The sequence below is a fragment of the Treponema denticola genome (genome assembly GCF_024181405.1).
Lineage (GTDB): Bacteria > Spirochaetota > Spirochaetia > Treponematales > Treponemataceae > Treponema_B > Treponema_B denticola_D.
Window position 1 is genome coordinate 1,192,068 of the sequence record NZ_CP051302.1, and the last position, 26,339, is coordinate 1,218,406.

The 26,339-nt window shown below is 33.5% G+C and carries 25 protein-coding genes; 12 read left to right on the plus strand and 13 right to left on the minus strand.

Annotated features, from left to right (window positions below):
• Window positions 1-13: 13 nt before the first annotated feature.
• The 7 genes from HGJ18_RS05720 to HGJ18_RS05750 all read left to right on the plus strand — a co-directional run bounded on the left by HGJ18_RS05720 (window position 14) and on the right by HGJ18_RS05750 (window position 12,734).
• Window positions 14-982 carry a hypothetical protein gene (locus tag HGJ18_RS05720; protein WP_253698120.1) on the plus strand — a complete coding sequence of 323 codons (969 nt, stop codon included), beginning with the start codon at window positions 14-16 and terminating at the stop codon, window positions 980-982.
• Window positions 983-1,049: 67 nt separating this feature from the next.
• Window positions 1,050-1,625 (plus strand): hypothetical protein, encoded by a 576-nt coding sequence (locus HGJ18_RS05725; protein ID WP_253698121.1) that lies wholly within the window; start codon window positions 1,050-1,052, stop codon window positions 1,623-1,625.
• Between the two features lie 195 nt (window positions 1,626-1,820).
• Window positions 1,821-6,305 (plus strand): phage tail tape measure protein, encoded by a 4,485-nt coding sequence (locus HGJ18_RS05730; RefSeq protein WP_253698122.1) that lies wholly within the window; start codon window positions 1,821-1,823, stop codon window positions 6,303-6,305.
• Window positions 6,306-6,310: 5 nt separating this feature from the next.
• The gene (locus tag HGJ18_RS05735) at window positions 6,311-7,051 is read left to right on the plus strand and encodes a phage tail domain-containing protein (RefSeq protein WP_253698123.1); all 741 of its coding nucleotides are present in this window, start codon (window positions 6,311-6,313) and stop codon (window positions 7,049-7,051) included.
• Window positions 7,051-9,972: a fibronectin type III domain-containing protein gene (locus HGJ18_RS05740; RefSeq protein WP_253698124.1), complete on the plus strand. Its 2,922-nt coding sequence runs from the start codon at window positions 7,051-7,053 to the stop codon at window positions 9,970-9,972. The genes HGJ18_RS05735 and HGJ18_RS05740 overlap by 1 nt, the downstream gene beginning before the upstream one ends.
• Window positions 9,973-9,983: 11 nt before the next feature.
• A complete protein-coding gene (locus HGJ18_RS05745) occupies window positions 9,984-11,087 on the plus strand; it encodes a hypothetical protein (protein WP_253698125.1) in 1,104 nt (367 codons plus the stop codon).
• A gap of 3 nt (window positions 11,088-11,090) precedes the next feature.
• Window positions 11,091-12,734, plus strand: coding sequence for a LamG domain-containing protein (locus HGJ18_RS05750; RefSeq protein ID WP_253698126.1), 1,644 nt, complete (start codon window positions 11,091-11,093; stop codon window positions 12,732-12,734).
• 5 nt (window positions 12,735-12,739) lie between these two features.
• Here HGJ18_RS05750 and HGJ18_RS05755 read toward each other — a convergent pair whose 3' ends face one another.
• On the minus strand, window positions 12,740-13,252 hold the full coding sequence (locus HGJ18_RS05755) for a hypothetical protein (RefSeq protein WP_253698127.1): 513 nt from the start codon (window positions 13,250-13,252) through the stop codon (window positions 12,740-12,742).
• Window positions 13,253-13,519: 267 nt separating this feature from the next.
• Here HGJ18_RS05755 and HGJ18_RS05760 point away from each other — a divergent pair, with 267 nt between their 5' ends.
• The 5 genes from HGJ18_RS05760 (at window position 13,520) to HGJ18_RS05780 (ending at window position 18,032) form a co-directional block, all read left to right on the plus strand.
• Window positions 13,520-15,529 carry an ATP-binding protein gene (locus tag HGJ18_RS05760; RefSeq protein WP_253698128.1) on the plus strand — a complete coding sequence of 670 codons (2,010 nt, stop codon included), beginning with the start codon at window positions 13,520-13,522 and terminating at the stop codon, window positions 15,527-15,529.
• A 145-nt stretch (window positions 15,530-15,674) separates the two neighbouring features.
• Window positions 15,675-16,412 carry a hypothetical protein gene (locus HGJ18_RS05765; protein WP_253698129.1) on the plus strand — a complete coding sequence of 246 codons (738 nt, stop codon included), beginning with the start codon at window positions 15,675-15,677 and terminating at the stop codon, window positions 16,410-16,412.
• Between the two features lie 16 nt (window positions 16,413-16,428).
• Window positions 16,429-17,052, plus strand: a complete 624-nt coding sequence (locus HGJ18_RS05770) for a lipase family protein (protein WP_253698130.1) — start codon at window positions 16,429-16,431, stop codon at window positions 17,050-17,052.
• Between the two features lie 10 nt (window positions 17,053-17,062).
• On the plus strand, window positions 17,063-17,569 hold the full coding sequence (locus tag HGJ18_RS05775; RefSeq protein ID WP_253698131.1) for a M23 family metallopeptidase: 507 nt from the start codon (window positions 17,063-17,065) through the stop codon (window positions 17,567-17,569).
• A gap of 4 nt (window positions 17,570-17,573) precedes the next feature.
• Entirely contained in the window at window positions 17,574-18,032 is a 459-nt protein-coding gene (locus HGJ18_RS05780) for a hypothetical protein (protein WP_253698132.1), read from the plus strand.
• A 319-nt stretch (window positions 18,033-18,351) separates the two neighbouring features.
• On the opposite strand, the gene HGJ18_RS05785 is transcribed toward HGJ18_RS05780, so the two are convergent.
• The 12 genes from HGJ18_RS05785 to HGJ18_RS05840 all read right to left on the minus strand — a co-directional run bounded on the left by HGJ18_RS05785 (window position 18,352) and on the right by HGJ18_RS05840 (window position 26,329).
• Window positions 18,352-18,873, minus strand: coding sequence for a hypothetical protein (locus HGJ18_RS05785; RefSeq protein WP_366793519.1), 522 nt, complete (start codon window positions 18,871-18,873; stop codon window positions 18,352-18,354).
• A 133-nt stretch (window positions 18,874-19,006) separates the two neighbouring features.
• Window positions 19,007-19,672 (minus strand): HD domain-containing protein, encoded by a 666-nt coding sequence (locus HGJ18_RS05790; protein ID WP_253698134.1) that lies wholly within the window; start codon window positions 19,670-19,672, stop codon window positions 19,007-19,009.
• Window positions 19,673-19,683: 11 nt separating this feature from the next.
• Window positions 19,684-19,974, minus strand: a complete 291-nt coding sequence (locus HGJ18_RS05795; RefSeq protein WP_253698135.1) for a DUF2087 domain-containing protein — start codon at window positions 19,972-19,974, stop codon at window positions 19,684-19,686.
• Between the two features lie 14 nt (window positions 19,975-19,988).
• The gene (locus tag HGJ18_RS05800) at window positions 19,989-20,708 is read right to left on the minus strand and encodes an HAD family hydrolase (protein WP_253698136.1); all 720 of its coding nucleotides are present in this window, start codon (window positions 20,706-20,708) and stop codon (window positions 19,989-19,991) included.
• A complete protein-coding gene (locus HGJ18_RS05805) occupies window positions 20,680-21,009 on the minus strand; it encodes a class I SAM-dependent methyltransferase (protein WP_253698137.1) in 330 nt (109 codons plus the stop codon). Before HGJ18_RS05805 ends, HGJ18_RS05800 begins: the two co-directional genes overlap by 29 nt.
• A gap of 143 nt (window positions 21,010-21,152) precedes the next feature.
• Entirely contained in the window at window positions 21,153-21,803 is a 651-nt protein-coding gene (locus HGJ18_RS05810) for a GNAT family N-acetyltransferase (RefSeq protein ID WP_253698138.1), read from the minus strand.
• Window positions 21,804-21,942: 139 nt separating this feature from the next.
• Window positions 21,943-22,401, minus strand: coding sequence for an Rv1443c family protein (locus HGJ18_RS05815; protein WP_253698139.1), 459 nt, complete (start codon window positions 22,399-22,401; stop codon window positions 21,943-21,945).
• A 123-nt stretch (window positions 22,402-22,524) separates the two neighbouring features.
• The gene (locus tag HGJ18_RS05820; RefSeq protein WP_253698140.1) at window positions 22,525-23,136 is read right to left on the minus strand and encodes a GNAT family N-acetyltransferase; all 612 of its coding nucleotides are present in this window, start codon (window positions 23,134-23,136) and stop codon (window positions 22,525-22,527) included.
• A gap of 460 nt (window positions 23,137-23,596) precedes the next feature.
• A complete protein-coding gene (locus HGJ18_RS05825) occupies window positions 23,597-23,917 on the minus strand; it encodes a hypothetical protein (protein ID WP_002669512.1) in 321 nt (106 codons plus the stop codon).
• A gap of 91 nt (window positions 23,918-24,008) precedes the next feature.
• Complete coding sequence (locus HGJ18_RS05830; RefSeq protein ID WP_253698141.1) at window positions 24,009-24,383, minus strand: hypothetical protein; 375 nt, start codon at window positions 24,381-24,383, stop codon at window positions 24,009-24,011.
• 191 nt (window positions 24,384-24,574) lie between these two features.
• On the minus strand, window positions 24,575-25,588 hold the full coding sequence (locus HGJ18_RS05835) for an ATP-dependent nuclease (RefSeq protein WP_366793587.1): 1,014 nt from the start codon (window positions 25,586-25,588) through the stop codon (window positions 24,575-24,577).
• Between the two features lie 24 nt (window positions 25,589-25,612).
• Window positions 25,613-26,329, minus strand: coding sequence for an AAA family ATPase (locus HGJ18_RS05840; RefSeq protein WP_253698142.1), 717 nt, complete (start codon window positions 26,327-26,329; stop codon window positions 25,613-25,615).
• Window positions 26,330-26,339: the final 10 nt, after the last annotated feature.

Below are 26,339 nucleotides of genomic sequence, written 5' to 3' on the forward strand. Positions count from 1 at the left end.
GAGGTTAAGAATTATGGAAAACAAGAACGAATATTCCTATTCAATCGGACGTGCGGAAATTGCACTCTTGAACGCCGATAAGAGCTTTCCTACACCCAATGATTGGGAAGATACCGACCGAATGACTGGTAAAAAACGAAAGCACAGAGGCGGCGTAGTTGGTAAAGTCGGAACCTTTGACATCGACGGATGGACTGGAGATGACTTAAAAATCGGCATTGTTTACGGTACAAAAAAGGCAGAGGTTACATTTGCCTCTACGGCCGCAAACAAAAAAGCTGTAACCGTGGCAGACATGGTTAAAGATTTGAATACGGCGTTTACGGGTATCGCAGGCCAAGGTATCAAGCTCAAGGCTGCAAAGACAGACATCGGAGAAGATTACGATGCCGAGTATTTAAAAATTACCACTCAAGCAACGGGAGACTTGCCGTGGTTTGCTCCTATCGGTTTTTCCGGTAAGCTCGCAGAACTTCTCGGCATTACCGCTTGGGTAGCAACTAAGGAAGCAAAAAGTTTTAAAGATGACTTTGAAAAGGAAGCCGGAAAATCCAACGATGCAACATCGGGACACGGTATCCGCTGTTCTGTTAAAGAAGCAGATCAAATAAAGGGCGTAAACATTACGGCTTCTTTTGCAACAATCTCAACAAAACTTCTTGCTATGGTTACCGGAAACTCGTACAACGAGAAAACGGGCGAATATTTTGTAGATAACGCAGGTAATCCTCCGTTAATTGCAATGCGTTACTTTGTTGAGCAGTACGAAAGCGGCGTAAACACTAAGGGTTCTTTCTCAAGAGTTAAGGCCTTTTTATTTCCTTCTTGCAAAATCACACCCAACGGCAACGATGCCGGAGAGAATAACTTTGCAGCCCAAGAATTGCAGGGTTCAGGCGGAGAGAATAAGAGGAGCAATCTTCCTATGAAGTTTATCAAGGAAATTGGATTAAATGACTACACGCAGTATGTAGGGGAATAAAAAAATCTTACCGCTTAAGAAAAAACTTAGGCGGTAATCTTAAAAAAATAAAATTAAGAGGATTAGGATGATAAAAAAAATCATTGATAACTTTAAAGTAAAAAAAATTGTAGAAGATAGAAAAAAGGAACTTTCTCAAGACGGGAATAAAACATCGGCTGAAGCCTTAGCTATGGACTCTTGTAAATGGGTAGACCTTTATTGGAATGGTACAAAACGCCCCTTTTTAATTCATAAAATCAACTTTCAAGAACTTTTGATGTGCGGTCGTTTTCCTAACATTCTTTATAAGTTTGTTGAGGGCATATCAGATGTTTTGAATGAAGAAAAAACAGAAAAATCTTCTGTCAATCTTCAACAAATGAAAGAAGAAGAGGACGAATTCAGACACGAGCTTGCAGAAAAATCTATGGTAGAACCCAAATACAGAGAGTGCTATGACGCAATAGTCAACCTTTTAGCAAATCCAGAAGCAAACAGAAATGATGTTATACCTCAAGATTTTCTTGATGACCTATTCCTGTGGTATTTGACGGAATGGGAAATCCAGATAAAAAAAAAGTCGGAGCTGTTAATCTCGAAAGGTTTGGGAGAGTCGCAAAATACTGGAGAAAAGCCCCAAGTGAATACATCACGGGGTTAGATGATTTTGAGAAGTTTGTAATTGATGAGGCTTGTATTGTTGCAGTTGAAGCTGACAATAAACGCCTTGAAAAACAACGAAAGGAACAAGAAAAAGAAAATGCAAGGATAAGGAAAGAAAAAGAAGAAAAAGAAAATTTTATGAAAAACATGAATAAAACTTTTTCCGGTAATGATACATAGAAAGGGTAAATAAATGGGGAATGCATTAGGTACACTATACGCCGAATTAGCACTAAAAACAAGTGAATTTGAAAAAGCTGTTATTAAATCGAAAAAACTTGCAGATAAGCTAAACACAGACATTGAAAATATCACAGATCAAATAAATGAAAAATTAAAATCTATTGGCGTCGGATTATCCGCAGGCGTTACCCTACCCTTAACTCTTTTCGGAAAACAGGCATTAGATACTTTTACCAACTTTCAACAATCAATGCAAAATACCTTTTCTGTAATGGGTGCAACAAGTGCAGAAATGGAAGCATTGAGAAAAAAAGCGGAAGAAATGGGAGCTACCACTCGCTTTAGTGCAAGTCAGGCCGCTGACGCTTTGTACAATCTAGGTTCTGCCGGACAAAGTGCCTCACAAGCAATGAGCAGCCTTGACGGTGTATTACGACTTGCCGGTGCAACCGGCAGCGATTTAGCCTTTACATCTGGAACTATAGCCTCAACCCTATCACAGTTTAACCTAGAAGCGGATAAAGCCTCGCACATTGCTGATGTTTATGCAATGGCAATAAGTAAGTCGCAGGCTAACATGACTAAGTTGAGTTATTCAATGAAGTATGTCGGCCCTGTAGCTTCAGGCTTAAATATAAAACTTGAAACAGCAACAGCAGCTTTAATGAGGTTATACAATACGGGTTACGGCGGAGAGATGGCCGGAACATATCTTAGAGCCGGCTTACAAAAGCTTGCAAGCGGCGCTGATGATTTTAAATCAGCCCTTGAAAGTATCGGATTGACTTATGATGATGTTAATCCTAAAACAAATGATTTTGCGGATATTATAGACAGATTAAAAGAAAAGCAAGTAGATATAAATAAAGCAAACGAACTATTCGGCAACATTGCAGGCGGAGCAATGGCAAAACTTATTGAAGGTGGCGGAGAAGCAATCCGTACAATGGACGGGTTGTTGCAAACCTCCGATGGGGCAGCAAAAAAAATGCAGGATATACAAAACGCTTCTTTTGCAAATACAAAGGCAGAGTTAGCAAGTGCTTTTGAAGCTGTCCAGATTACACTAACTTCAAATGTTATTCCGGCTGTCAATATATTTGCCCAAGGTTTAACAAATGCTTTAAAGTTTATAAATGAATTACCTGTCGGAGTACAAACGGCAGGTACGGCTTTTGCAGGACTGGCAGCAGCCGCTGGCCCCCTTCTACTTGTAGCAGTCGGCGTAAAAAAAATAAAACAAGAAATGGTAGAACTCAATATGGTTGCAGCCGTAAACCCGATAATGGCGTGGGGAGCGGCTATAGCCGGTGTTGCAGCCATTGCTGTGGGTATTATTGCACAGGTTAGGAAAGCACAAGAAGAAGCCGAAAAAGAGTCTTTTAGATATTTGGAAAGAGCAAATAAATTAGCTGATGAAGCTCAAGAAGCTGGAGCAAAAAGCAGTAAAATAGGCTCTTTGATGGATAAATATAATAGTCTTAAAGATATTGTAGGGAAAACAACTGAGCAGCAGCATGAATATAATGAGACATTAAAAGAACTACAACAGCTTGTACCCGATTTAATTATAAAACAAGACGATTTTGGGAACTCTTATATTGAAAATACGAACAAAGTAAAACAAGCTCAAAAAGATTTATGGAAGCTCGAAAAAGAAAGAGCAGAACATGCCCTACTTGTTAGCAGCCTATCAGAAGATAGTGCAAAGAACAAGCTAGGAAAATTAAAAAAAGAAAGAACAGAATTAGAGACATCTTCTAAAAAATTGGTAGAAGCAGAAAAAAAAGCAAGAGAAAAAGCAATAGAAGTAAATATTCTTATAGAAAAATTTATTGCAACAAATGATGCAAAAATAAAAGACCAGCTTGTAAGAATGACAGGCGGTGTTACAATCAGTGCTATTAGGGCAAATGCAGAAAGAGAAGCAAAGGCGGCTGAAGAAGCTACTATCAAACTTCAGAATCAACTTAGTGCAGTAAATGATAAGATTGAAGAAACTGAAGACCTTTTGTTAAAAAATGAAGCTCTCAGGGAGCGAATCAAAGATATAGATAAGCGACAAAATGAAGAAGAAAAAAATCCTACACCTGTAAAAAAGACACGACAAGAATACGCTGATGAAGAATGGGAAGATTATCAAAAACAGAAAAAGAGAATTCAAGAAGAAAAAAAAGAAGCAGACTCATTAAAAAAAGATTATGATGACATCGGCAAAAAAATGGATGATATTCGTAATAGAATTACAAAGCTACGCAATATGCAGGCTGCCGATATTGCCGAAGGCATAGGTTTTTCTAGGTGGGCGAAAGAATTAAAGCAATTTTATGCAGAACTGGAAAGCCTTGATAAGGAAAATGAAGCTAGAAAAAAAAGTAAGGAAGTAAAGAAAAAAGAACCAAAACTTGAAGGTTTCGCAAAATATGCAGAAGAACAAAGAAAACTTAGGGAAGAGTTAAAAAAGACACAAGAGGAAATACAAAAAACTAAAGACCTTTTAGAAAAAGATAAGAAAAAACTTGATAATGAAAAAATGTCTGATGAAGACAGGAAAGACCGTGAAGGTTACCTAAAACAACAAGAAGAACGCCTCCATAAAATAAATATGGAATTGGGAAATACAAAATATAGTCTAAGCGAAATTGCCAGCACTATAAAAGATTTAAGTCGTTCCGGCAAATCTCAATATCAATTAAAACTTATTGACATTGAAGCAGAGAAAGAGAGAATCGATGAAGTTATAGACGCTGCCGTTAAGGCGGAAAAAATCACTGCCGAAAAAGCTAAAGAATTAAAAAAACAAAATGAAGAAAATGAAAAGAAAGAACAGCAACAGGCAACAGCCCAAGCTATGAACTCATATCTTCAAGGAGCTATAGGGATTGCCCAATCTTTAACAAATGTTATTGCAAATGCAATAGAGCAAGGCGGACTTGACGGATTATCGGCTATAGCCGCTGCCGGAAATATTATCGGTCAAATCGGGAATATGATTACCGATCCTATGACAAAAGCAATACTAGGTTCCATAAGTGCGATTGTCGGAATTGGGACATCAATAATTGGAGCCATAAACAGAAAAACGGAAAAAGAAGTTGCCGAAGCAAACAGAGAAGCTGAAGAACTGGAAAAAAAGAGACTTGATGAAATAGATAGAAGAGTTGCCGGTGTTTTTGAGAATATAGCTAAACGAATGAATGGAGTAAATAAAGCTCAAATAGACTGGAAAAATGCTCTTGATATTGGAGGGCTTGAACGACAGAAAAAAAAGATAGATGTTTTTTTAAAAACAGCAGAAAATTTAAAAACAACTGAAACAAGGGACGAACGCAGACAAAGAACTAGAACTGTCGGTAGTTATCATTCGGTTGGTGAACGAGTTTTGTTTGGGCTATTTTCATTCGGTGCATCTGAACTTTTTATGCAACAAAAAGTATCAGAAACATATATAGAAAAAGTACCATTAACCGTTAAAGAATTACTTGATAAAATGTATCAAGCGAGAGAAAGAGGAGACAACGACCTCGCAGACAAATTACAAAAAGTTATAGAAGAAACGATTAAAGAAGCCGCAAAAAAAGAAGGGATAAACCTTGATAATGTTGATGGTATATCAAATTATATACAAGGGCTTGATACAGCTTTGGCAAACTATATAAAAACACGTGATTTAACTGCATTTAAGAAAGAATTAAAAGATGCTCTTTATGAAGCCGTTATACAAAAAACTATTTTTAATTCTGCATTAAAAAAAATAATGGCAGACTTAGATTTAGTAGAACAAGGAAAATTAAGTAAGGAAGATTTTGAAAAACACTTAGAGGAAATCGGAAATAACGCTATTGAAACAGCCGATAAACTTTCTGCATTATTTGGACTATCAAAAGATTTTGATAAAATAAAAGAAGAGTGGAAGCAAATAGGAAGTGCAATGTCATCCGCTCTTACATCAACCCTCGGCGAGTCTGCCTATAATGCCGACTGGGGCAGTTTTAAAAAATCTTTTGCTGCCGAAATGAAAAAGGCTATTATCCAATCGGCTATTGAGAGTGCCGGTATTAAAGCAAAGGTAGATGAAATAATTAAACAAATAATGGATGACGGTAAAATATCAGGAGATGAAATAAATGATACGATAAATAAATTAAAAAACCTGTATGATAATTTAGAAGGGAATATGGCCGAATTAGCCAAAATAAATAAAGCTCTTGAGGGTGGTGTTGAAATAAAATCTAAAACATCAGGTTCTATTATTCAGCAATTATCTGGTGCAGATAGAGATTGGTTTATGGAAGTCTTGAAAGAAGGTTTTACAAAAATCAATCAGGTTATAGATTTAAAGGAAACGACAATTCAACACATGGCAGCAACACAGATTATAATCAATTCTTTAATCTATAATTCATACAATAGTACTATTTATATACAAGCAACAGAAACCACAGACCTAAAAGGGTTGATTGGCGAAATAGTTGAACAAGCGTTAGCGGGGTAAACACTATGAAAATATTTTATAACAATGAAATGTTAGACATTCCAATCTGGATAACGGCAAGTGATAATTCGGTGCAGATTGCAAATCACACAGCAAAAATAAACGATAGGCATGGTGAGGTGTCTTTTGGAGAGCATGTCTATTCGGCCCGCTCTTTTAATTGCTCAGGTACTATCTTTGCCGAAAAATATGAAGATGTAGAAAAAGAACGCTCAAGGCTTACATCTCTTTTAGTAGGCCGTGAATTAAAAGTTTATCGGGATGATGATGATAAAATATTTTATATTTGCTGTTTAATTGGTAATATAAAAATCAGTTATAATCATGGTATAGATCTCGCAAAAACATTTACTATAAGTTTTATGCTAAAAGCACTAGACCCGTTCGGTTATGGAGAAGAAAAAGAAAAATCTATAGTCGCGGGACTTCAAACATTACCAATCCAAAATGATGGCAATTATATGACTCTTCCCATAATTGAAATTAACACTACAGAAAGTCTTAATGGATTACTTTTAAAATGTGGTAATTCTTTTTTAGAACTATCTGGAGAAATAACACCAACATCAGGGCAAATATTACAATATCAAGACGGTAATCTTTTTTTAAATAATGATGATATATCTTATAAGCTATCAGATAAAAGTTTACTCTACCCTCTTTCGCTTCAAGCCGGTAATAATAATTTAGAAATAAAAATACACTCCGGCAATATAAAGATTAAATATCATGGGAGGTATGTATAATGGTTATTTTTTACGATAAAAACGGTAGAAGAATAGGAAAGGCTTATGAGGTTGGTTGGAACTTTAGTCAAAAACGCAATAAAGAAGGCACGGGCAAAATAGAGCTTGTAAATTATCCTGTCGGTGCAAAATATGCTTCTTTGTATAAGGGAAAAGAAAAAATAAAAGATGTTGTTATTACAGAAAACTCAAGCAATGACAAAGGGGTAAATACGAACATCCGTACATTGGAAAGTCTTTTCAAGAATTATCGATTGCCGGAAAATTGGAAAGGGTGGAACAAGAAACCTTTAAACTTTGTATTATCAGATGCAGTAAACGGCTTTGACTATATTCAAAAATCAACAATAGAGGATTTTTCACATTATCTTGAAAAAACAAATGTGGCATTAAACAAAATAAAAGATGGGGACATACACTTAGACTATTATCAAGAAGGAGATAGTCTTAAATATTATGAAGAAGGAACTATTACATTCGCTTTTGATTGCGGAGATATAGCGGGGCAAAGATATGTTAGGTGGGTAGAAACTACCGGAGAAAAAGTATATATAGGCATTCAATCCGTATCATCGGATACACCCATAAGCAGCATATCACAAGTTGACTTTTCGGGGGTTCCAATTTTAAATGCTAGACGAGATATAGAAAATGACAGCTCTTTTTCAGGTGTCCCTATTGCAAGTATGGGCCGCTATGTTGCCATTCGATTTGTCTTGAAATATATCAATCCCGATTGGATTAGTGATTTTGCAACACATAAAGTTTACAATGAAAATAATGTACTTGTAGATAGAACCGTTAGAGGATTTACTCCGGTAATACGAGCTTTTGAAATTATTACAAGAAAAAAAAGTGAGTTTAAAATAAAATCCGTGCCAATGGATATGGGTGAATTGATCGAAGATATAGAGCTTTCAAACATATCAATATGGGAAGCTGTCCAAAAAATAAGAGAAAAATATAAGTTTGACACAAATTGTTACATTGAAAAAGACAAAATATATTTTGAGTTTGCAAAATCTTTAGTTAAAAATAAAACAAGAAAAGCTAAATATCTTTTGCGGGCAAGTGATAAACAAACATCTTCCTTAAACAATACAAATATTAAAGAACTAAAACAAGAGATACAAAAAGTTAATGTTTTGCATTGTTACGGAGAGGGAGAAAGACAGCAAAAAATATATCTAAGAATACCTGAGGTTGGAACTTTTGATAATCTGCCCACTGTAGAAGATACTTTTTCTGATAGTAAAATAAAAACAAGAGAAGGACTAAAAACAGCTGGAGAAAAAGCATTAAAAGAAAAAAGAAAAGAGGATAATCCGATATTTGAAGTTGAAACAATAATACCTATAAGACTTTTTGATAAAATATCTTTAATCCATCCTGATACTGAAAAAGTCTATGAGTGTATTGTTGAAGAAGAAAACATATCTTATAAGGGTAATGTTTTTACGCAGAAATTTGGCATTGGCGGAGATTTATTCAACCCTTTATCTGCTCTTATCCCAAAAGATGATAACAACCATGAAAATAAAATTTTGAAACCACCCGTAGGCTTAACTGCTACAGGCAAAATAAAATCAATCAGTTTAGAATGGGATGGCGATGATGTTGATTTTGTAGTACGTTGGAAAGAAAAGGGGCAGATAGTTTATAATTACAGGCACTCAAAGCAAACAAAGATACTTTTTGAAAGATTAAAACCAAACTCTGAATACTTATTTAGTGTTGCAAGTGTTTATGAAGGCCGTATATCCGACTATACTGCTGAAATATCTTGTATAGCTATAGCAGAGTCAGCCTTTTCCTTCCCCACCGACACCGACATTTTAAGCCTTCTGAATTTTGACGAAACACCCCAAGCCCTGCCCGCCCCCAACCCGTCTTATACAGCTTGGAAATCTAAAATCATTGAATACGATTGCACAGATAAACAAGAAATCAAGATGACTTTTGAGGAAGCGTTAAATAATATAATTATTTTATCTGGAGAATTAAAAAACGATTTTACATTAAAATTATTTTTCGACAAGCAAAACGGAAACGGGGCTAAGCAGTATTTAATAGTTTATAAATTAACGGGTAATTTTAATGTAATAATTCAAACTGAAGAACCCGCAACTAATAAAATCTCTCAAAACATAAACGCCAAAACATTCGGCCTTGGCTGTTATGCGGTGGTAGATTTTAGAGGCAATGTGTGGGCTTTTGAGGGCAATATTAAGCAATCCTTAATTGATGAAATTTTGCAGCACACAGAAAATAAACTTAACAATAATGCTCAACAAACAATTACTAATTTTAAAAATGAAATAAATAATTTTTATCTTGAAGAAAAAAATAAAATGAATATTTTTATTCAAGAAAAAATGAATGAAATAAAAAATTATCACAAAAACCGCTTTATTAAAGAGTCCGGAGCAATCGGGGAAATTCGGTACTTCACCAGCAAAAAATATACTTATGGCTATTTATATGCAAACGGCTATTCTTTTATTCCAGAACTTTACCCCGATTTCTATCAATTTTGGCTTGAAAATTTTGGGGACAAGAAAAAGAAAAACTATCTAGGCTATGACGCTTTCGGCTACCCGAAGCTGCCTGACTTGCGAGGTGTTGCATTAAGAGCTGTCGACGACGGAAGCGGCCGAGGCGGCGCAACCTTGGCACTGGAGTATCAAGGAGACGCTATAAGGAATATTAAAGGGGGATTTTCCTCTGCTGCAGGTGGTGTCTCGCCAGAACATGGCCATCTTTTTTATACCCTCAACCACTTCGTGTCTGGCCACGGACATACGAGCGATTCGAATGCTTCGTATATTAGTTTTTTGATGGATGCATCCCGTGTCGTTCCCACAGCAAAAGACAATAGAATAAAATCTTACGGGGTATACCCGTTTATAAAAGTTATATAAGGAGATAAAAAATGACAAATGAACAAGTAATCGAAGCCGTCAATCGGCTTACCGAAACCTACAATGAAGTTAAAGCAGAACTTAACGAAGTAAAAAGGCAAGCCGCTATTTTACAACCGCTTTATAAAAACGGGCAGATAATTTGGGACGGCCGAGAAGACTTCCAGATGACAGATGAACCTCTTACTAATTTAATTGGAGTTGGAACAGGAGCTGTTTCAAAATATGGAAAATGGTTCACCCAATATATGACAAAATTGACTGGATGTACTGTCATTTCAAATTGTGAAACTCAAACACCCGTAAATTATATTGTTATAAAAGTAAAATTGCCCGAAAATAAAGACGGGGCTTTTTTTATAAAACATGCAAATGCTGACAGTTGGCAACACGGAATTACAACAGCATGGATGTGTAATTCCGATAAAAGTATAAAAAAACTATTAGGCTCTCAAGATGCGGATAAGCACGCTGATTATGCTAAAAGCGTTGTATTTAATCCTAAAAACCAAGACGCATGGGACTCAAGATATTACCAATGGGTAGCTTTTAATTACAATAAAGAAGACATAATAAAAGATGATGAGGGATATTCTTATATAGCATTGTCTAACTCTGTTACTCCTTGGTATATCGGAGGCTGGGCGGTTGCAGAAAGAAACACGGGCTTTATGTGGACACCTGCAAGAATTTTCGATTTAGAGTTTTATAATCCAACAAACAAAAGTACTTCCAATTCACTATCGGCAGGTCTTACCCTGTCTTATTTTAATCAAAATAAAAAACATACAAATGTAAGAATTCCCTATTCAAAGACAGGAAATTTAATAATAGGCATTTTGTGTTGGGCTGAACATTATGCCCCGAATCCCAGCTTTACGGGATTCAAAACAAACGCCGAGTTTAATTTTGATAAAATTGTTTGCGGTAATTTTGCAAAAATAAAACAAAACTTACCCAACTATCAATGGGGCTTCGTCCATGTTCCTGAAGATGAAGTCCTTAAAAACACGGTAGAGAATAACGGCCTTAAACTTTTGCAATTTAATATTGACGTTCCGGAAAACGAAAGAGCTTTTCATTTTGCCGGAATGTTTACAGAAACAGAGGTGTAAATCATGGAAGCAATAAACTACGCAAACGGTGCAAATATGACATTACCTGAAGATAGTCAAATAGTGCAAGGTATATCGGGGAACGCCGTTTACTTACCGGCAGGGGCAGGCACTATGCCTATTGCAGGCAACAGAAACGAGCTTACTATTTCTCTTTGGCGGCAATGGGACGGAGTTGTAGAAGCAGACCACTACAGGGGCGTTTTTTCAACGGCAAATATAAAAGCCTACTTTGACCAAGCAACGGACTTTTTAACAATAGAGCTTGCAGAGGTTAAAACCGTAACCGACATAAAAGACGACCAAGAGCAGGCGCATTGGTGTTTTCTTTTTTCAAAGAACAGCTTTTTTAAAATCTACAAGAACGCAGAATTAAAGGCAGAACTTACTACAGGCAATTACCCCGTAGACTTTTCCGAAGGCTTTACACTTGGAGGCGGCAGAACACACGCTACTTTTGACGAGGTTAGAATGTATAAGTCGGTTGTAACCGAGCCCGAAATCAGGGGCTTATACCGCCTTGTAACAAAAGGAACGCAGGTTCAACAACTTGAAAATATCGTTACAGAGGCAGCGCCGAAATATCTGGGTGTCGTCGAAACCGTTCCCGATACAAAAACAGTCATCATCACTAAGGGTGAGAAATTCGGATTTGTAGACGCTAACACCGGCGATTGGGTGCTTTCGTGCAAGACTATAGGCGGCTGGAAGGTCGGCGTATGCTATAAGTGGAGCGGTCTAGCATGGAAGCCCCTAGAACCGGCTATAAACTATGCAAAAGAGTATCATTCTTGCTTAGTACACTTATTCGAGATTGAGGAGCTAAAACAGCAGACGGGGCACTTCGGGGCTTTGTTTGCTAAGGTGCTGGTAGCTCAAAAAGCGATGATTGATGAGCTTTTAGTCAATCAGGCGTTTATCAAAAATCTTGTGGTTAGAAAACTGCGTATCGATACAATCGAAGGCGATGAGCATAACGATTTTGAAGCGTGGTTTGACGAGCTGAATGGGTTGAAGATTAGGAATAAAGGAGAAGAGATTTTTAGGGTTGATACGAATGGCGATGTTTTTGCTAAAAACGCCACAATGATAGATGGTTATTTTTCTGGAGAATTAAATACGCCTACTTTAAAATTACTAAAAAAAACACCTGAAACTATACCTTTCTCATTTACAAGCGGACAAACAGCACGCGATATGTTTAATGCCATAGGAAAGCGAAACAACAGCTCAGCAACAGGCTCCTTTAAAGGCCGGCAAATTGTAAAAATAAGTTCAGGAGAAAAAATTAAAATCATCACTGACTGGAGGAGCTTTAATAGATATGCAGGAATTTGGGAGTATTTAAAATGTGAAGAGGATTATTTCTATGTTCATATCATTACCGACAATGGGGTTTTTGAATATGGAACTTTTAAATATGGAAGCAAATACAAAAGACCTCAAGGATATTTAAACCCAGACTACGCAGGAGGCGCGCCAGAGTATTGCGGCAGCCTTTCTATAAATAAACTTGATGAAAATATATCCTTTTATTTTACTGGCAACTTTGAAACTTTCAAGCTTTCCAATCTTCCAACAACACTACCAAATGAAGTCGGTATTGTGTGGGTGGACACTCAGGGGTATCTTCGCTTAAAGTTATAATTTTATTATAATTTTATTATAATTTTTTTATTTTGAACAGAAACATCAAGGATAATTTTAAACTCATCATCTGTAATTGCTTTAATGTTTAAAAATGAAGAAAAAACATCTATATTTTTTGATTTTACAATTTCAGTATCAGAAACACCTTCTATAGTTGTATTATCAAACAGATTATTTTTTTCTGTTAAAATTACTTTGAACCTTGTCGTGTTAATAATTGTATATCTTTCAGATACTGTATTTTCTATAACATAATAATTGTCAGAAATGAATTTTAAATAATTTCGAGAAATACTTTCTAAAGAAACGGCATATTTAATTGTATTTGGTGCAATCAAGGAGAGGGTTATTCCTTCTGTTGGTTGTAGAATTACATTGTTTTTATTTTCCTTAATGTGTTCTATTTTTAAGGTGGCAGGATAATTACTTTTATTTTCGATAAAAATTGCTGATGTAGGAGCTTGGCAGCTTGTAAACAAGAATATTGCAAAAACAATTAAAACAATCTTTTTCATTTTTTTTCTCCTTATATAAAGATATTTTACCTTATTTTTGCAGCTCGGTCAATAGCTAAAAAATATAGATAGCCGCTTACAACGGTAACGATAAGCTGAGAATAGGCAGATGGTTTTAAGCAGTAAAAGCTCCCAATTACGGGGGCTTTTTTAACAATAATAGTCATTTTTTTGTTATAATTTATCGATAAAATCGATAACTAACCATATCTGTTGATTATTACATCAAGTTATGTTAAAATCCCTCAAAGACAAGGGAGATTTTCTATGGTTAAGTATTTTACAACAAATGGCAGGGTTGTTTCCGAGCTTTTAGCCTCATATCGTAATACCTTCTATGCTATGTTGGAACTTATCAATAATTCTATTCAAGCAAAAGCTACAAAAATAGAGATCAATATAGAAAAACATGAAGATGACATACTATCACCAGTACCATTTATAAGTATATCAATCAAAGATAATGGAGATGGTGTACATATTGATGATATAGGATCTAAGTTATTCGATATTGGTACAAGTGAAAAAAAATCAGGTCTTGGCATTGGACGGTTTGCAGCTTTTCAAATTGGACGTACAATGAAAATAGAAACGGTCGGAATAAAAGATGGCAAAAAAACAAAAAGCAGCTTTACTGTTAATGCAGATAAAATAAAAGAACTTAGTACAAATAATTGCCCTGTTGATATAGATACTAAAGATACGGCTGAAGACTCATATTATAATGTTTATATTGAAGATTTATATAGTAAGGAAGATATAGACGAAAATCCCAAGAGAAAAATATGTAAAGAGCTTTTATTGGAAAATATTTATGAACAGATTTTCCTTCAATACTCTGATACTATTATAAATTCAAAGGTACAATTTATAATCAACGGAAAAGAAATCTTTATAGAAGATTTTACAGTGGGTGAAGTAGAAAAATCATCATTCCGTTTCAAAACAGAAGAAGGGGAAAACGAAGTAAAATTAACGGTATTACATTATAAAGCAAAAAAACCTAAAATTACTATAGATTATAGAATAAATAATAATGGTATTTATCAACAGGTTTTTGAAGAAAAATTTAATTTTGATATACCGGATGATAACGGATGGCGTTTTTTTGTCGACTCTGATTGTATTCAAATGACTGATGGAATATATAGAAACTTAGCAATAAATGAACTTGATGAAGATGTATCCAGATTTAAAGAAAAAACAAAAAATGAAGTAGAAAAATATTTTAAGGAAAAATTTGCGGATTATTATAATTTTTCACAAAAACTAAAAAATGATGAATATTATCCATATAGAGAAAAAGCAGAAAATTCAAAAGCTCAAGCTATTATATTTAATCAATTTGCGTATTGTTTAGAAAACGAATATGAGTTAATTACAAAAAAGAATAATTTGCGCAAGGTCATTTATCCTTTAGTTAATCTTGCTCTATCAAACGGAGACTTAAATAAAGTGTTAGAACATCTAGGTGTAATGAACTCTAAAACAGTAACAAAACTAAAAAAACTTATTGAAATAGTTGACTTTGAAAATGTAATTGAATTTTCTACAGATATAGCAAATAAAAATAATTTTCTTGATATACTATACAAATTAGTATATTCTCAAATAAGTGAAAATGTAAAGGAGCGTTCACAGTTACATAAAATCATTGAAAAACAGTTATGGATATTCGGAGAGCAATATGCACATACCCCGATATTATTTTCAGATAAAAACTTAGAAAACAATTTAAGAGAATTAAGAAATAAATATCTTGTGTATGAGCCTACAAATGATGATAATAATTTAGTTAAATGTGATACTCCGAAAATAAAAGACATAACAGATTTATTCTTTTTTAATGAAAATATTATTAGTGATAAACGGCGTGAAATTATGATTGTTGAATTAAAAGCTCCTAAATGTGCTATAGGTCAAAAAGAATTAAATCAAGTTGATAGATATTTATTGGATATTGAAGATCGAGCATGTTTTAGTAAAAATCTTGAATATAAAATAATTCTTGTCAGCTCAAAATTAAATAACTTTGCCCTATCAAAAGTAGGTCAATTTGATAAAACTGATAGACATTTATATACAAAATCGCAAAGAGCCAATATATCAATTTATGTATATCAATGGTCTGATATAATAACAGAAAATAGAACAAAACTTTCATTTATGGGAAATGCTTTGAAAGTTCAAGATTGTGATATTCATCAATTTATTAAAAAAGAGTATTCCGATTACGATATTGATAAAATCTTCCCTAGTTCTTTAATTGATAACTAAAACTTATCTGTAATATTACAAGATTATAAAAACCGATTATTTTATAATAAAAATATTCAGCTGTATTATCTTATAAATTTTACTTTTTTTCTCTTGCGTTACTAACCTCCCATTCTATAAAATCCATTCATAGGAGAATAGATTTATGGAAAACTTAGACAAAATACCGCCTATCGGCTGGGGTGTAATAGCCCTGATAGCCATTCTGATATTTATTGCTTTAATAGTCGTAATCCGCAAGGGGGCGGTTTTAGGCTGGGGTGATAAAAAAATCGCACTTGGAAAAGTCGATAAAAAACTAGACAGCTTCAAGGCAGAAATCGACGAGCAAAACAAAAAGCGTATGGAAGATGAAGAGCTGCGAAAGGCACTTTTTCGACGCTCCGGCGAGATTGACGAAAAGTTAAAGGCCGATGAAAGACGGGTAATTCGCCGCCTTTACGAGCCTATAAAAAACTTATTTAAGGCCAACATTAAATGCGAGCTGCCCGCTCTTACCGCCGCCGAAATCATCAAAGATGAATTGCTGGAGCGTGTCGATTATAACAACCTGAAAGAGAAGCTGACATCAAAAGAACGGCACGGCTATATACAAGACATTCTCTATAACATTGAAATAGACTATAAGGCTTTTCTTTTAAAGATACCACGCCTCCCTTGCGGGACTGAAAATTATCCTGCATGGCGTGAAATAAGACCAGATCTTGAAAAGCTGGTAAACTCTTGGGCGGACTCGATGATAGAGGTAATTAGTACAAGAATTAAAGAAAAAATCGAAATGTATGAAAGCGAAAAAGATAAATTTATTTTACCGGAATATAAAATACTTTGTATCGATTTTCCAATTAAGAAAAATGAAAAGTATTTGAAAAATCTGCATTAAGGGAGTAAGTAAAATTATGGAACCTTATGAACTGTTTGAAAAAATAAAAAATACAAGCTATAAAACAAGCGGGGATTGCGTTGATTGGATGATAGATGTTTGTCATAAAGAAAAAAATGTTTATCTCTTATTCCAACAGTCAAGGCAAAAAAGAGACTGGATAAATAATTTTAATTTTCCAATAAAAATATATAAAAATCAACAATCCTGCTTAAAAGTAGCTGGAGGATGGGGGCGAGCTTACAAGTCTTGTAATGATGATATTATGAAAGAGCTTATCAAACAAACAAGAGAAAATCCGGATTATGAAGTTAGAATATGCGGTTGGAGTTATGGTGGGGCTATGAGTATTTTAGCTGCTGAAGACTTGTATTTTAGGACAAAGCGTAAACCTTATGTTATTACATTCGGAGCTCCAAAACCTTTATGGGGCAAAAAGACTAAAAACTATGTTTTATCTTGCGTAAAAGAAGTAAGTCAATACGCACACATAAACGACCTAGTACCTTATTTACCCCCTGCCCTTTTTGGGTACAAGCACTTAGCAAAAAACAAAATAGGTAAAGGCTTTTCGTTTTTTAAACTATTTAAGCCTCAAATATATCATTGTTTATATAACGATAAAAATCTTTATTCTTAGGAGGGAAAAGATGAGAACAGAAAAATGGGGCGTATTTGCTATTAAAGAGGGCCGAATTATAAAAATCAATAGAGATGCAAAGGCGAGTGTTTATGGTAACTATGTCATAATTAAAGACCGGCAAGGTATAATAAGCAGGTATGCACACTTGAAATCGATAGCAGTCAATGTGGGACAAACGGTTCCAGCCGGAGGTTTTTTAGGTATTATGGGAGATACAGGCCGTGGTATTCCCGGGCCGAATAAACATTTACACGTTAGTGTATATCCTGCAACAACTAAAGATCCATATATGGGTAAAGATGCAACCATAGATCCTAAAACTTATATTCTTGATGGAGGGATATATCCTTGTAACAGTAAGCCCAGTACTGATTTTCATCAGATGATTGGAAATCCGCCCTATCCGCATGAAGGCTTGGATTTTTCCGGCCTAGATAAAAACATAATCACAGGCTGGGAGTCCGGAACTTTTGAGATTAAAAATATCTTTGAAGAATTTAAAAAGGGGTGGTAAATGAATGAAAAGAAGGTTTTTATTTTTATTATTTGTATTTTGCTTTTTACCAGCTGTCGGACAGCAAGCGGAATACATGATGACAGAGTCGGAGCTCACGAAGTTAGAGAGTCTGTTGGAGAAGTTAGAGAACACCAAACAGATGCAATTATCTCAAATACGGAGCTTGGAAACAGAATTAAGCGGGGCGCTGAAATATCAAGAGAACTTAACAAATCAATTGACTCAAGCGAGGCTATCTTTGAAGAAATCAGAGAAATCATTAGAAGAATACGAAAAAGAAAGCATGGGGGCGATAGCGGAAAAACAGACAACGATTGAAAAAAAACAAGCAGAAATTGAGGGGCTGAAGATTAAAAATTATAAGTTAAAACTAAACCTTGTAATTGTATCTTCTATTCTAGCTCTTTTAATTCTAGGCGGTGTAGGTTTTTTGGTTATAAAAATAAAAAGGCTTTTATAATCTACTTTACAAAAAGTTTTCAATCTGATAAAATCTCCCCTAATGTCGCATAAAATGTCGCACGTTTTATAGATTTTTTAGCCATTTTAAGGCTTTTTGGGTGAAAGCAAAACAGAAAAACACCTAAAAACGCTTAAAAAAGAAGATTGGGAAGCATGACACGCTTGGGGTCACTGGTTCGATTCCAGTATTGCCCATTTTTATAAGTCTATATCTAGTATAGAGTTACAGGTTTTCAGATCCGTGAGAAAACTTCATTTTCTTTTCTCTTTTTGATGGACTGTCGCATAAAATGTCGTACAAATCATTATGAACTTTATTAACTATTCTTCATTGCGACCCCGACTATTACCGGAACTATTTGCAAGACAAAAGCTATAAAAAAGGCAATCCATATTTTTATTATAATTCGTGATTTTCGAATAGGTTTTTGAAATTTAATCAGTTGTTCCGATTCTTCCGTTAAATTCAAATTAGAAAACTCCAGAAAAGCTTTTTGATATAAGTATTCATCAGAGCCATACCACCCACGAGGAGGCATACCCGCACCAAATTTGATAAAACCTTCCAACAAAGCATCACAAAGACCTTTGTGCCTTCCTGTCGAACTAAGATGAACAATAATTTCTTGTACATTTGAATAGGTTTTATGCTCACACACTACAAGATAGATCAAAAAAAACGCACCGAAAACCCAAACAATAACAGGTATAAAAACAAAATCCAAATAATATGAATTTATGCCTACCAATATCTCAATGAATATAATCGTTGTTATTAATCCCATATTTAAAAAACAGGTATCAAGTGAAATCATATATTTTTTGACACCCCTAATCATTAAAAACAGAGAAAGAAAAAGATCAACACTTAAAAAAATAATTAAAAATATCAGTTTATTTCAACTCCTTTATATTAACTTTTAATCAAGCTTTTTAAACTATTATTTTAACATAAACATTTTTTAATAAGGCTTACATATCTTTTAAGTCCCATTCATTTAAAAATTCCAAAATAAAGTCTTTCATATACAAGTCTCTCTTTTCTGCAATTTTTTTTGCCGTATCGGTATTCATCAAATCTTTAAGATAAAATAGCTTTTCATAAAAATGGTTAATTGTAGTCGATACATGATTTTGATATTCCTCTTTTCCCATACCCATACGGGGCCGGATAGACGGATCATAGATTGGTCTATTACGGCTTCCGCCATAAGCAAATGCCCTTGCTATACCTATCGCACCTAAAGCATCTAATCTATCTGCATCTTGAACACACATTCCTTCAATTGAAGACGGTTTATTAGAATCTTTACCGATGTACGAAACTTCTTCAATAATAGAAACAATAGTTTTACATAGAGCACCGCTTATTTTTTTAGACTTCATGAATGAAACAGCTCTATCTTTATTTACAGTTGTGTGCGGCGAAAGTTTACGGTCATCTATATCATGTAATAAGGCAGCCAATTGAACAATAAAAATATCGGCATTTTCTTTTTCTGCAAGATAAGTTGTCGTACGGAATACTCTCATTGTATGAAAAAAATCATGACCGCTAAAATCTTCTTTAAATATACTTTCTACATATTTTTCCGCATCTTTAATAATTTTTACTTTAAATTTTTCTTCATCATTCATAATAATATCTTTTAAATTATAATTTTATCGGTACTAACCCAATATTCTTTACAATCAGGTGTCCGCTCCAATAAAAATTTATCAAAAAGTTCACGTCTTAATAGAGCATGGTCATTAAATGTGTGCCAAGTTTTTAAGACTGCATTCACTTCAATTTCAGAATATTTTTTATCAGGATCGAATTTTCCTTGTAAATATTTTAAGACATTTATTTTATCATAAGTTTTCTTGGGCCACCTGACAATACGGCCTTCTTTATCAAGAAATTGTGAAATTTGTTCTTTTAAAATCGGTAAATTCATAAAACTATTTTTATTTAATTATCAATAAGTTCCATAAAATTATTTATATAAAAATCGGCTTGATGTTGTTTATACTTTTTATCTTTATCGTATAAACAGGTTTTTAATCCTACGGCTTTTGCACCTATAACATCGACTTTTTCATTATCGCCCACCATAAGCGTTTCCGAAATTTTTGCATTTAGCGACATAAGAGCTCGCAAAAAAATAGAAGAATGAGGCTTCATATAGGTATTTTCATAACTAAAAGTATAATTATCAATAAATAAATCAAGCCCTTCTCTCTTAAAAATTTCAAGATATATTTCTTTGGGGTACATAATGTTTGAAACAACACCGATTTTATACTTCTTTTCTTTTAAAAACTTAAGACAATCAATCACTCCTTCATTCGGATGAGCATAATTATAAAAATCAAGATAATCTTTTTTCAATATTTCAATAATTTCATTATAAGAAATATGTATACCCAATTCTCCAAATTTTAAAAAAAAGGCTTCACAAATACGGTATTCTATTCTTTTAATTTTACGCTCTTTTTCAACATAGTCATACCAAGGTAAAATAACTTCTTTGTCTATTTTATCGGCAATGAATTTACCGTAAATATTAGAAATATAAGCTATCATAAGGTTATGACCGTTTTTAAGTATTTCACTTTCATTCCATTTTGGATTATGGAATTCCAATAAGGTAGAACCCATATCAAAAAGGTAAGATGTATATTGCTTCATTTAATGCATCTCCCTGATAGGAAATAATATTTTCAATGCCGACGCTGTTGTTTTTCAGCACTTCAAGATTACTCTCTACTAATTCAACAGCTGTGACATTATATCCTTCTTTTGCCAAGGCAATGGAGTATCTACCCGTACCGGCACCAATCTCTAATATCTTTGCTCCGGCTTTTGCATAGCGATGAATATAGTTCATTGTAGTAAGATATTCCAACTGTCCCTGGCGGCTTATGTTTAACCTGCTGTCTTCATCGATATCATCATAAAATAACCTTAGTATTTCTATTCTTTTACTCATAATTAATTTCTCCCAATGTTTAATTTTATCTTACAGCCTTTAAATTGCCCTAGTTCTCTTGAATTTTACACACCTGTCTTACTATTCGATTTGTATTTCTGCAATACAAGTATCGGTGTATTTTGATCAGTAAATCAAGGTTCTCAGTAAATAGTTTGCAACTGACCGGGTAAAATCAATTTTTCTTTATAAGGAAAAATCGATTCATACGCTTCAAAATCGCGGGGATTTTCATCAGCCGCAAAATATCCTTTCGGAGGACAATAAGTGGCTTCTACAATTCCATGAATTTTAAAGTATCCTGGAATAAGTTCCAGCACAAGAAAATACGGCACTTCGGCATCTTTCGGCTCACAATAATAGTGAATATGAAACTTGCTCGCAAGATCAAACCCCGCATGACGATAAAACTCAATGTTACCTTCAATACAAACAAAACCAATCCCCATTGTTCTAGCTTTTTCAAGCGAATATTTTAACAACTTCAAGCCGCATCCCTTCTGCCTGTAATCCGGATGTATGCTTATCGGTCCAAAAGTCCATGCAGAAACTTTTTCACCATTGTCGAGCGTCAGCTTTGCTTTTGAATACATCACATGCCCGATGATTTTTTCGTTTATCTCTATAACCAATGAAAGCTCCGAAATAAAATCGGGATTATTCCTATAACAGTGCAGGATATAATGTTCCATGCAGCCGGGTCTGTACACATTCCAGAAAGAATCTCTAGTTAAATTTTCAACAACAGTATAATCTTGAATCTCTTCCATACGGATTACATAATTTGATTCCACTTATTTATCTCCAAATATTATATATTCATTAATTGCTATATCATCAATGTCAAGGCTATACCTGTTACTATATGCCTTTGCATCAACTAAAAATTGATACATAAAAGCTTGAGCTCTTTACAAAAATTACAGGACATTATTACTTAACTACCTTTCGAGTTTTTATAAGTTTCAACCATTTTCTTTGACGATGTTTATAAAAGCAATTAGCCCAAAGCCAAACAATAAATGTTTTCCAACCGGCTCCAATTTCAACTTCATCACTATAATCCGTTGTTCCATTTCCGTTATCAATCAATTTAATTCTATGATTCCATATAGATACATGTGTATTGCTTTCGTTTGTATAAATTTCATCTTTATTAAAATTAATTACCTTAATTGTATGAGTTCCATAAGGAATAAAGCAAAACATTTTAAACAAAAATGAAAATGTCTGTCCTTCCTTCCAAACAAGTTCTTTATCTTCACCAATTATTTTAAATGAAGCATATGGAGACGCAATATATTGTAAAGTTTTTACATCGGTTAATAGTTTAAATACAGAATCAATATCTGACGGAAAAGTACTTTTTACATATACTATTTTCGTTTTCATTATTTCTCCTATTAAAAGTATACACCCTACCCTCTAAAAAATGCGGATACTTATACCTGTTTACTATTTATTTCCAAACAGCCGAAAATCCGTAACAATAGGCAAGCTAAATTGGAAGCATTGTTAGACAAAATTTCTATATACCAATCTTATTTCTTCTTTTGATTTGCTACTATTTATTTCTACTCTATTATATTCTACATACTTATTTTTTGAAAATGCTTTTAGACTTCTTAAGTTATAATCAGAAATAACAGCAAATATCATATCAGCTTTTTTCTCTCTAACCCCATATTTGGTAAGCATATTTATAACTTGGCTCCCAATTCCTTTGTTCCATAATTCTTTCCTACCAATCATTAAATCGATTCTATAAATATTTTTATTTGGTAGTTTTTCCATAATATCATTTAAATTCATTTCTTGAAGCCAGCACTCGCCAACTATTTCATTTAAATATTCTATAATAAAAATATCTGCTTTTTGTGAAACATATGTATATATTTGTTTTGTTTCTTCACTAGAATATTCAGAAATATCATCGCCTTCTGAAAAATATAATATTTCTTTATCTTTATTCCATTTAAATAAATATTCCCAATGTGTTTCACATAGTGGTCTTAGTTTAATATTATCTTCTTGAATTATATGATTATGGTTCTTATAGTTCATTAAAACCTTCCAAAGATATAAGCGCGCAATACCGCACCTGTCTAACATCCGCTTAACCTTCATTTGCGGCTTATCCGCAATGTCAGGTTGAAGCGGGTGCTAGAAGGCTCTTACTCAATTAACTCAATCATTTCAAAAATGATTTTATCGTCCGGATGTGTATTTCTTTGATTAAAAATACCCAAAACAACATCTAACGAATTTGGCAGTATCCAAATTCTACGTTCTAGTTCTTGAAAATAATCGATTTCATTTTTTGTTCGCCCGAATACATAAGAAACTTGATAATTAAATATTGTTTAATTTTTCTTATATCCAGTATTATCTTCTAAAAAATTATTGATTTCACATTATTAGTCAAAAAAGAAAATTGACAGAAGTATCTCTGCCAAAACTCCTTACATTCAAATCAGCGGATTTATTTTTATATTTGATTATAATTTATTCTATTCAATTAGAATTTTTTGTTTGTCTATTGAACAAAAATTGAAAATTGTTTATATGAAACTAATATTTCCGTATATTAGTTTCCGACAATCATATTACATTTTTTTAGAAAATCTTCTTTTGACAATGGATATAAAGTCGCTACAATATTCCAATTAGTTCTACGACCAGTCTGACCTGTAGTTAAGCCCGTTAACGGAGGAACAGAATCATAATTAAAACGACGTATTCCATTTTCATCAAGCATAGAAGCAATATTCATAATCTTCATTTTTATTGAACTTATACTTCTGTGTTTAAGTAAATAGATTTTATTAATCCCGCCGAAATCATTTGAAGCATACATAGCAGAATATGTACATAATACTATCTCTTCTTTAGTAAATAAATTTCTCAATTTTCCTCCAGGCGCCCCAGCGCGGTCATCCACATAACTTTGTTTTAAACCGCAAACTGGCTTATCCCGTTCGTCAACGTTGAAGCTGGTGTTATGTGGTTTTCGTTATTTTCTTAACCTTATAGTTAATTAATTCCAAATCAAAAATTTCATCATTTTCATTATAAATACGAATCGTATCATTATCAATCAATTCTGTTTCTTTAATAAAAATCCATTGAACATCTTTTTCTAGAAACGGATTATACCAGATTGAATAAATTGATATTGTTTTCTTTATTTTTGAGTTTTTAATAGATTTAATAATTATCTGACCGGTTCCCTTAAAAATTCCATCTGAATAATTTGAAATATACTCGTATCCATTATGAATTATCGATGGAATTTCCGGAGGCGGAGTCCTTTTTGCATATAAAACCAAGAGTGAAAATATAAATATACTTAATAATATGATATTTTTTTTCATTAAACATACCTATTGTAAAATGCTTCTTCGCACTTGCCCTAAAGTTCAATTCATTTTTTTGATTATTTTTTTGCGACGAATATTTTTTTTCACCATGCGCCCCAGTGGGGCGTACACATAACTAACGCTTGACCTGCAAACGGGCATAGTCCCTTTTGTCAGCGTTGAAGCGGGTGTTAGATGATTTTTTTCTATAATTTACCAAGGAATTCTTTTATTTCAGCTGGAGTATGTTCAATTGATACATATTTCCCCATTAATTCACCAAATAATGGTTTGGTCATTTTTTTAGTACCAGCGGCTAATGTCTTTAACTCAGATGAGAACTTCATATTTCTGTCTTGTTGGCACGCCTCTTTTTTTGCTTGAATATTTGCTATAGTCCAATTTGTTGAGGCTGGTAAAGTAAAATTAAGGTCTGCCAAATAACTAGCCCATGTAGCATGAATTGATTCACTAGAAAAACAATCTTCAAACTCTTTATCACCTAATACTAGTTTATTGCTGTCTGAAATATCTAGAGATTCAATAAGTGATAGTGTGTCTTCAGTTGCATCATTATCATATATGATAAATATGTTTTCCTTAGGATGGATTTGTAGTATAGCTTGTGCGAACCCATAAATATTCCTAATACCTTTAACATTGAGTATCTTTATAAGTCTAGAGTTTATTGTTTTATTCGTTTTATTTTCAAAGAAAGAAGGTATATAAGCAGCTTCTGTCTCTCCTTCAACAAGAATGATTTTTTTTGCAAAAAATAAATACGAGTTTTCAATTCCAATATTTCTTAGAATGGTTGACTCGATTTCAGTTGACTTCTTAATATATCTTACTTTTGTACAATTTATTTCTCGTTGAAATAATAATCGTATTTCTTCAGATCTAACAGCATTTACAAGAAATGGTGAATGTGTCGTCATAATTACTTGATGACCTTGACTGCAAAAATCGTAAAGAGTATTCAATAAATCCATTTGAGCTTTAACATGAAGATGAGTGTCAGGTTCATCAAGTAAGTAGGTTGTAGAGCCATCAATTCTTTGGGTCATTTCTTTCTTAAGTTCAAGCAATGCCATTGAAATTCTTCTTTTTGTCCCATCCCCTTTTTTTTGAATATTAATTTCTTGAGAATTCCCTTGTAAAAACTTTACCTTTGCATCGATATTTAGATCTTTAGTTTCGTATATTGGTTCAATTTTAATATCCGTTAAATCATTGAGGAATAATTACATTTTTTCGATTATCCCTTTTTCATGCAATTCACTTGAAATATCTGAACTATAGTTATCTATTTTATTCCTAACAAATTCCTCAATTGTTGTTGTTTCATTTACCTTCTCGTTCCATATTTGTTTTTGTCTTTCCTTTAAGAATATTTCTTTAAAGAATCCAGATACGTTTTCAAATTGTTTTCCATCAAGTTGAATATTATTGAATTGTGGGAAACTTACATTATCAATCTCAAAATTACCGACTTGCCTTTTCTTGCTAATAACATCATTTATTGCTGATACTAAATTAGGAATATTACTATTTACTCTGACAGTTAATCCAAAGAGTTTTGCAAGCTGTTTAACTTCTTCTTGATTTTCTGTAACGGTAAGATCATATTCCGTACTATTAATTTTAGCTTCAACGGAAGTTAAATAATTTTCTGTAGGGATAACTACTAATGGCATTGGTTGGACAGAATTAGCATCCTTTACAAATTTCTTACGGTAAATGAAATTCTCTATTTCAATATCAATTACTAATTCATTTTTTTCATAATTAATGTCATCAAATTCCACAGGCTTGTTTTGTGTAATTACTTTCAAACAATCAATTAGAGATGATTTACCTCTATCATTTTCACCGACAATAACAGTAAGTCCTGGTTCAAAATCAAGCTTGAAGTCAAGAAGACACCTAAATCCGTCAATACCAATCCGAATCAGTTTCATAATATTCTCC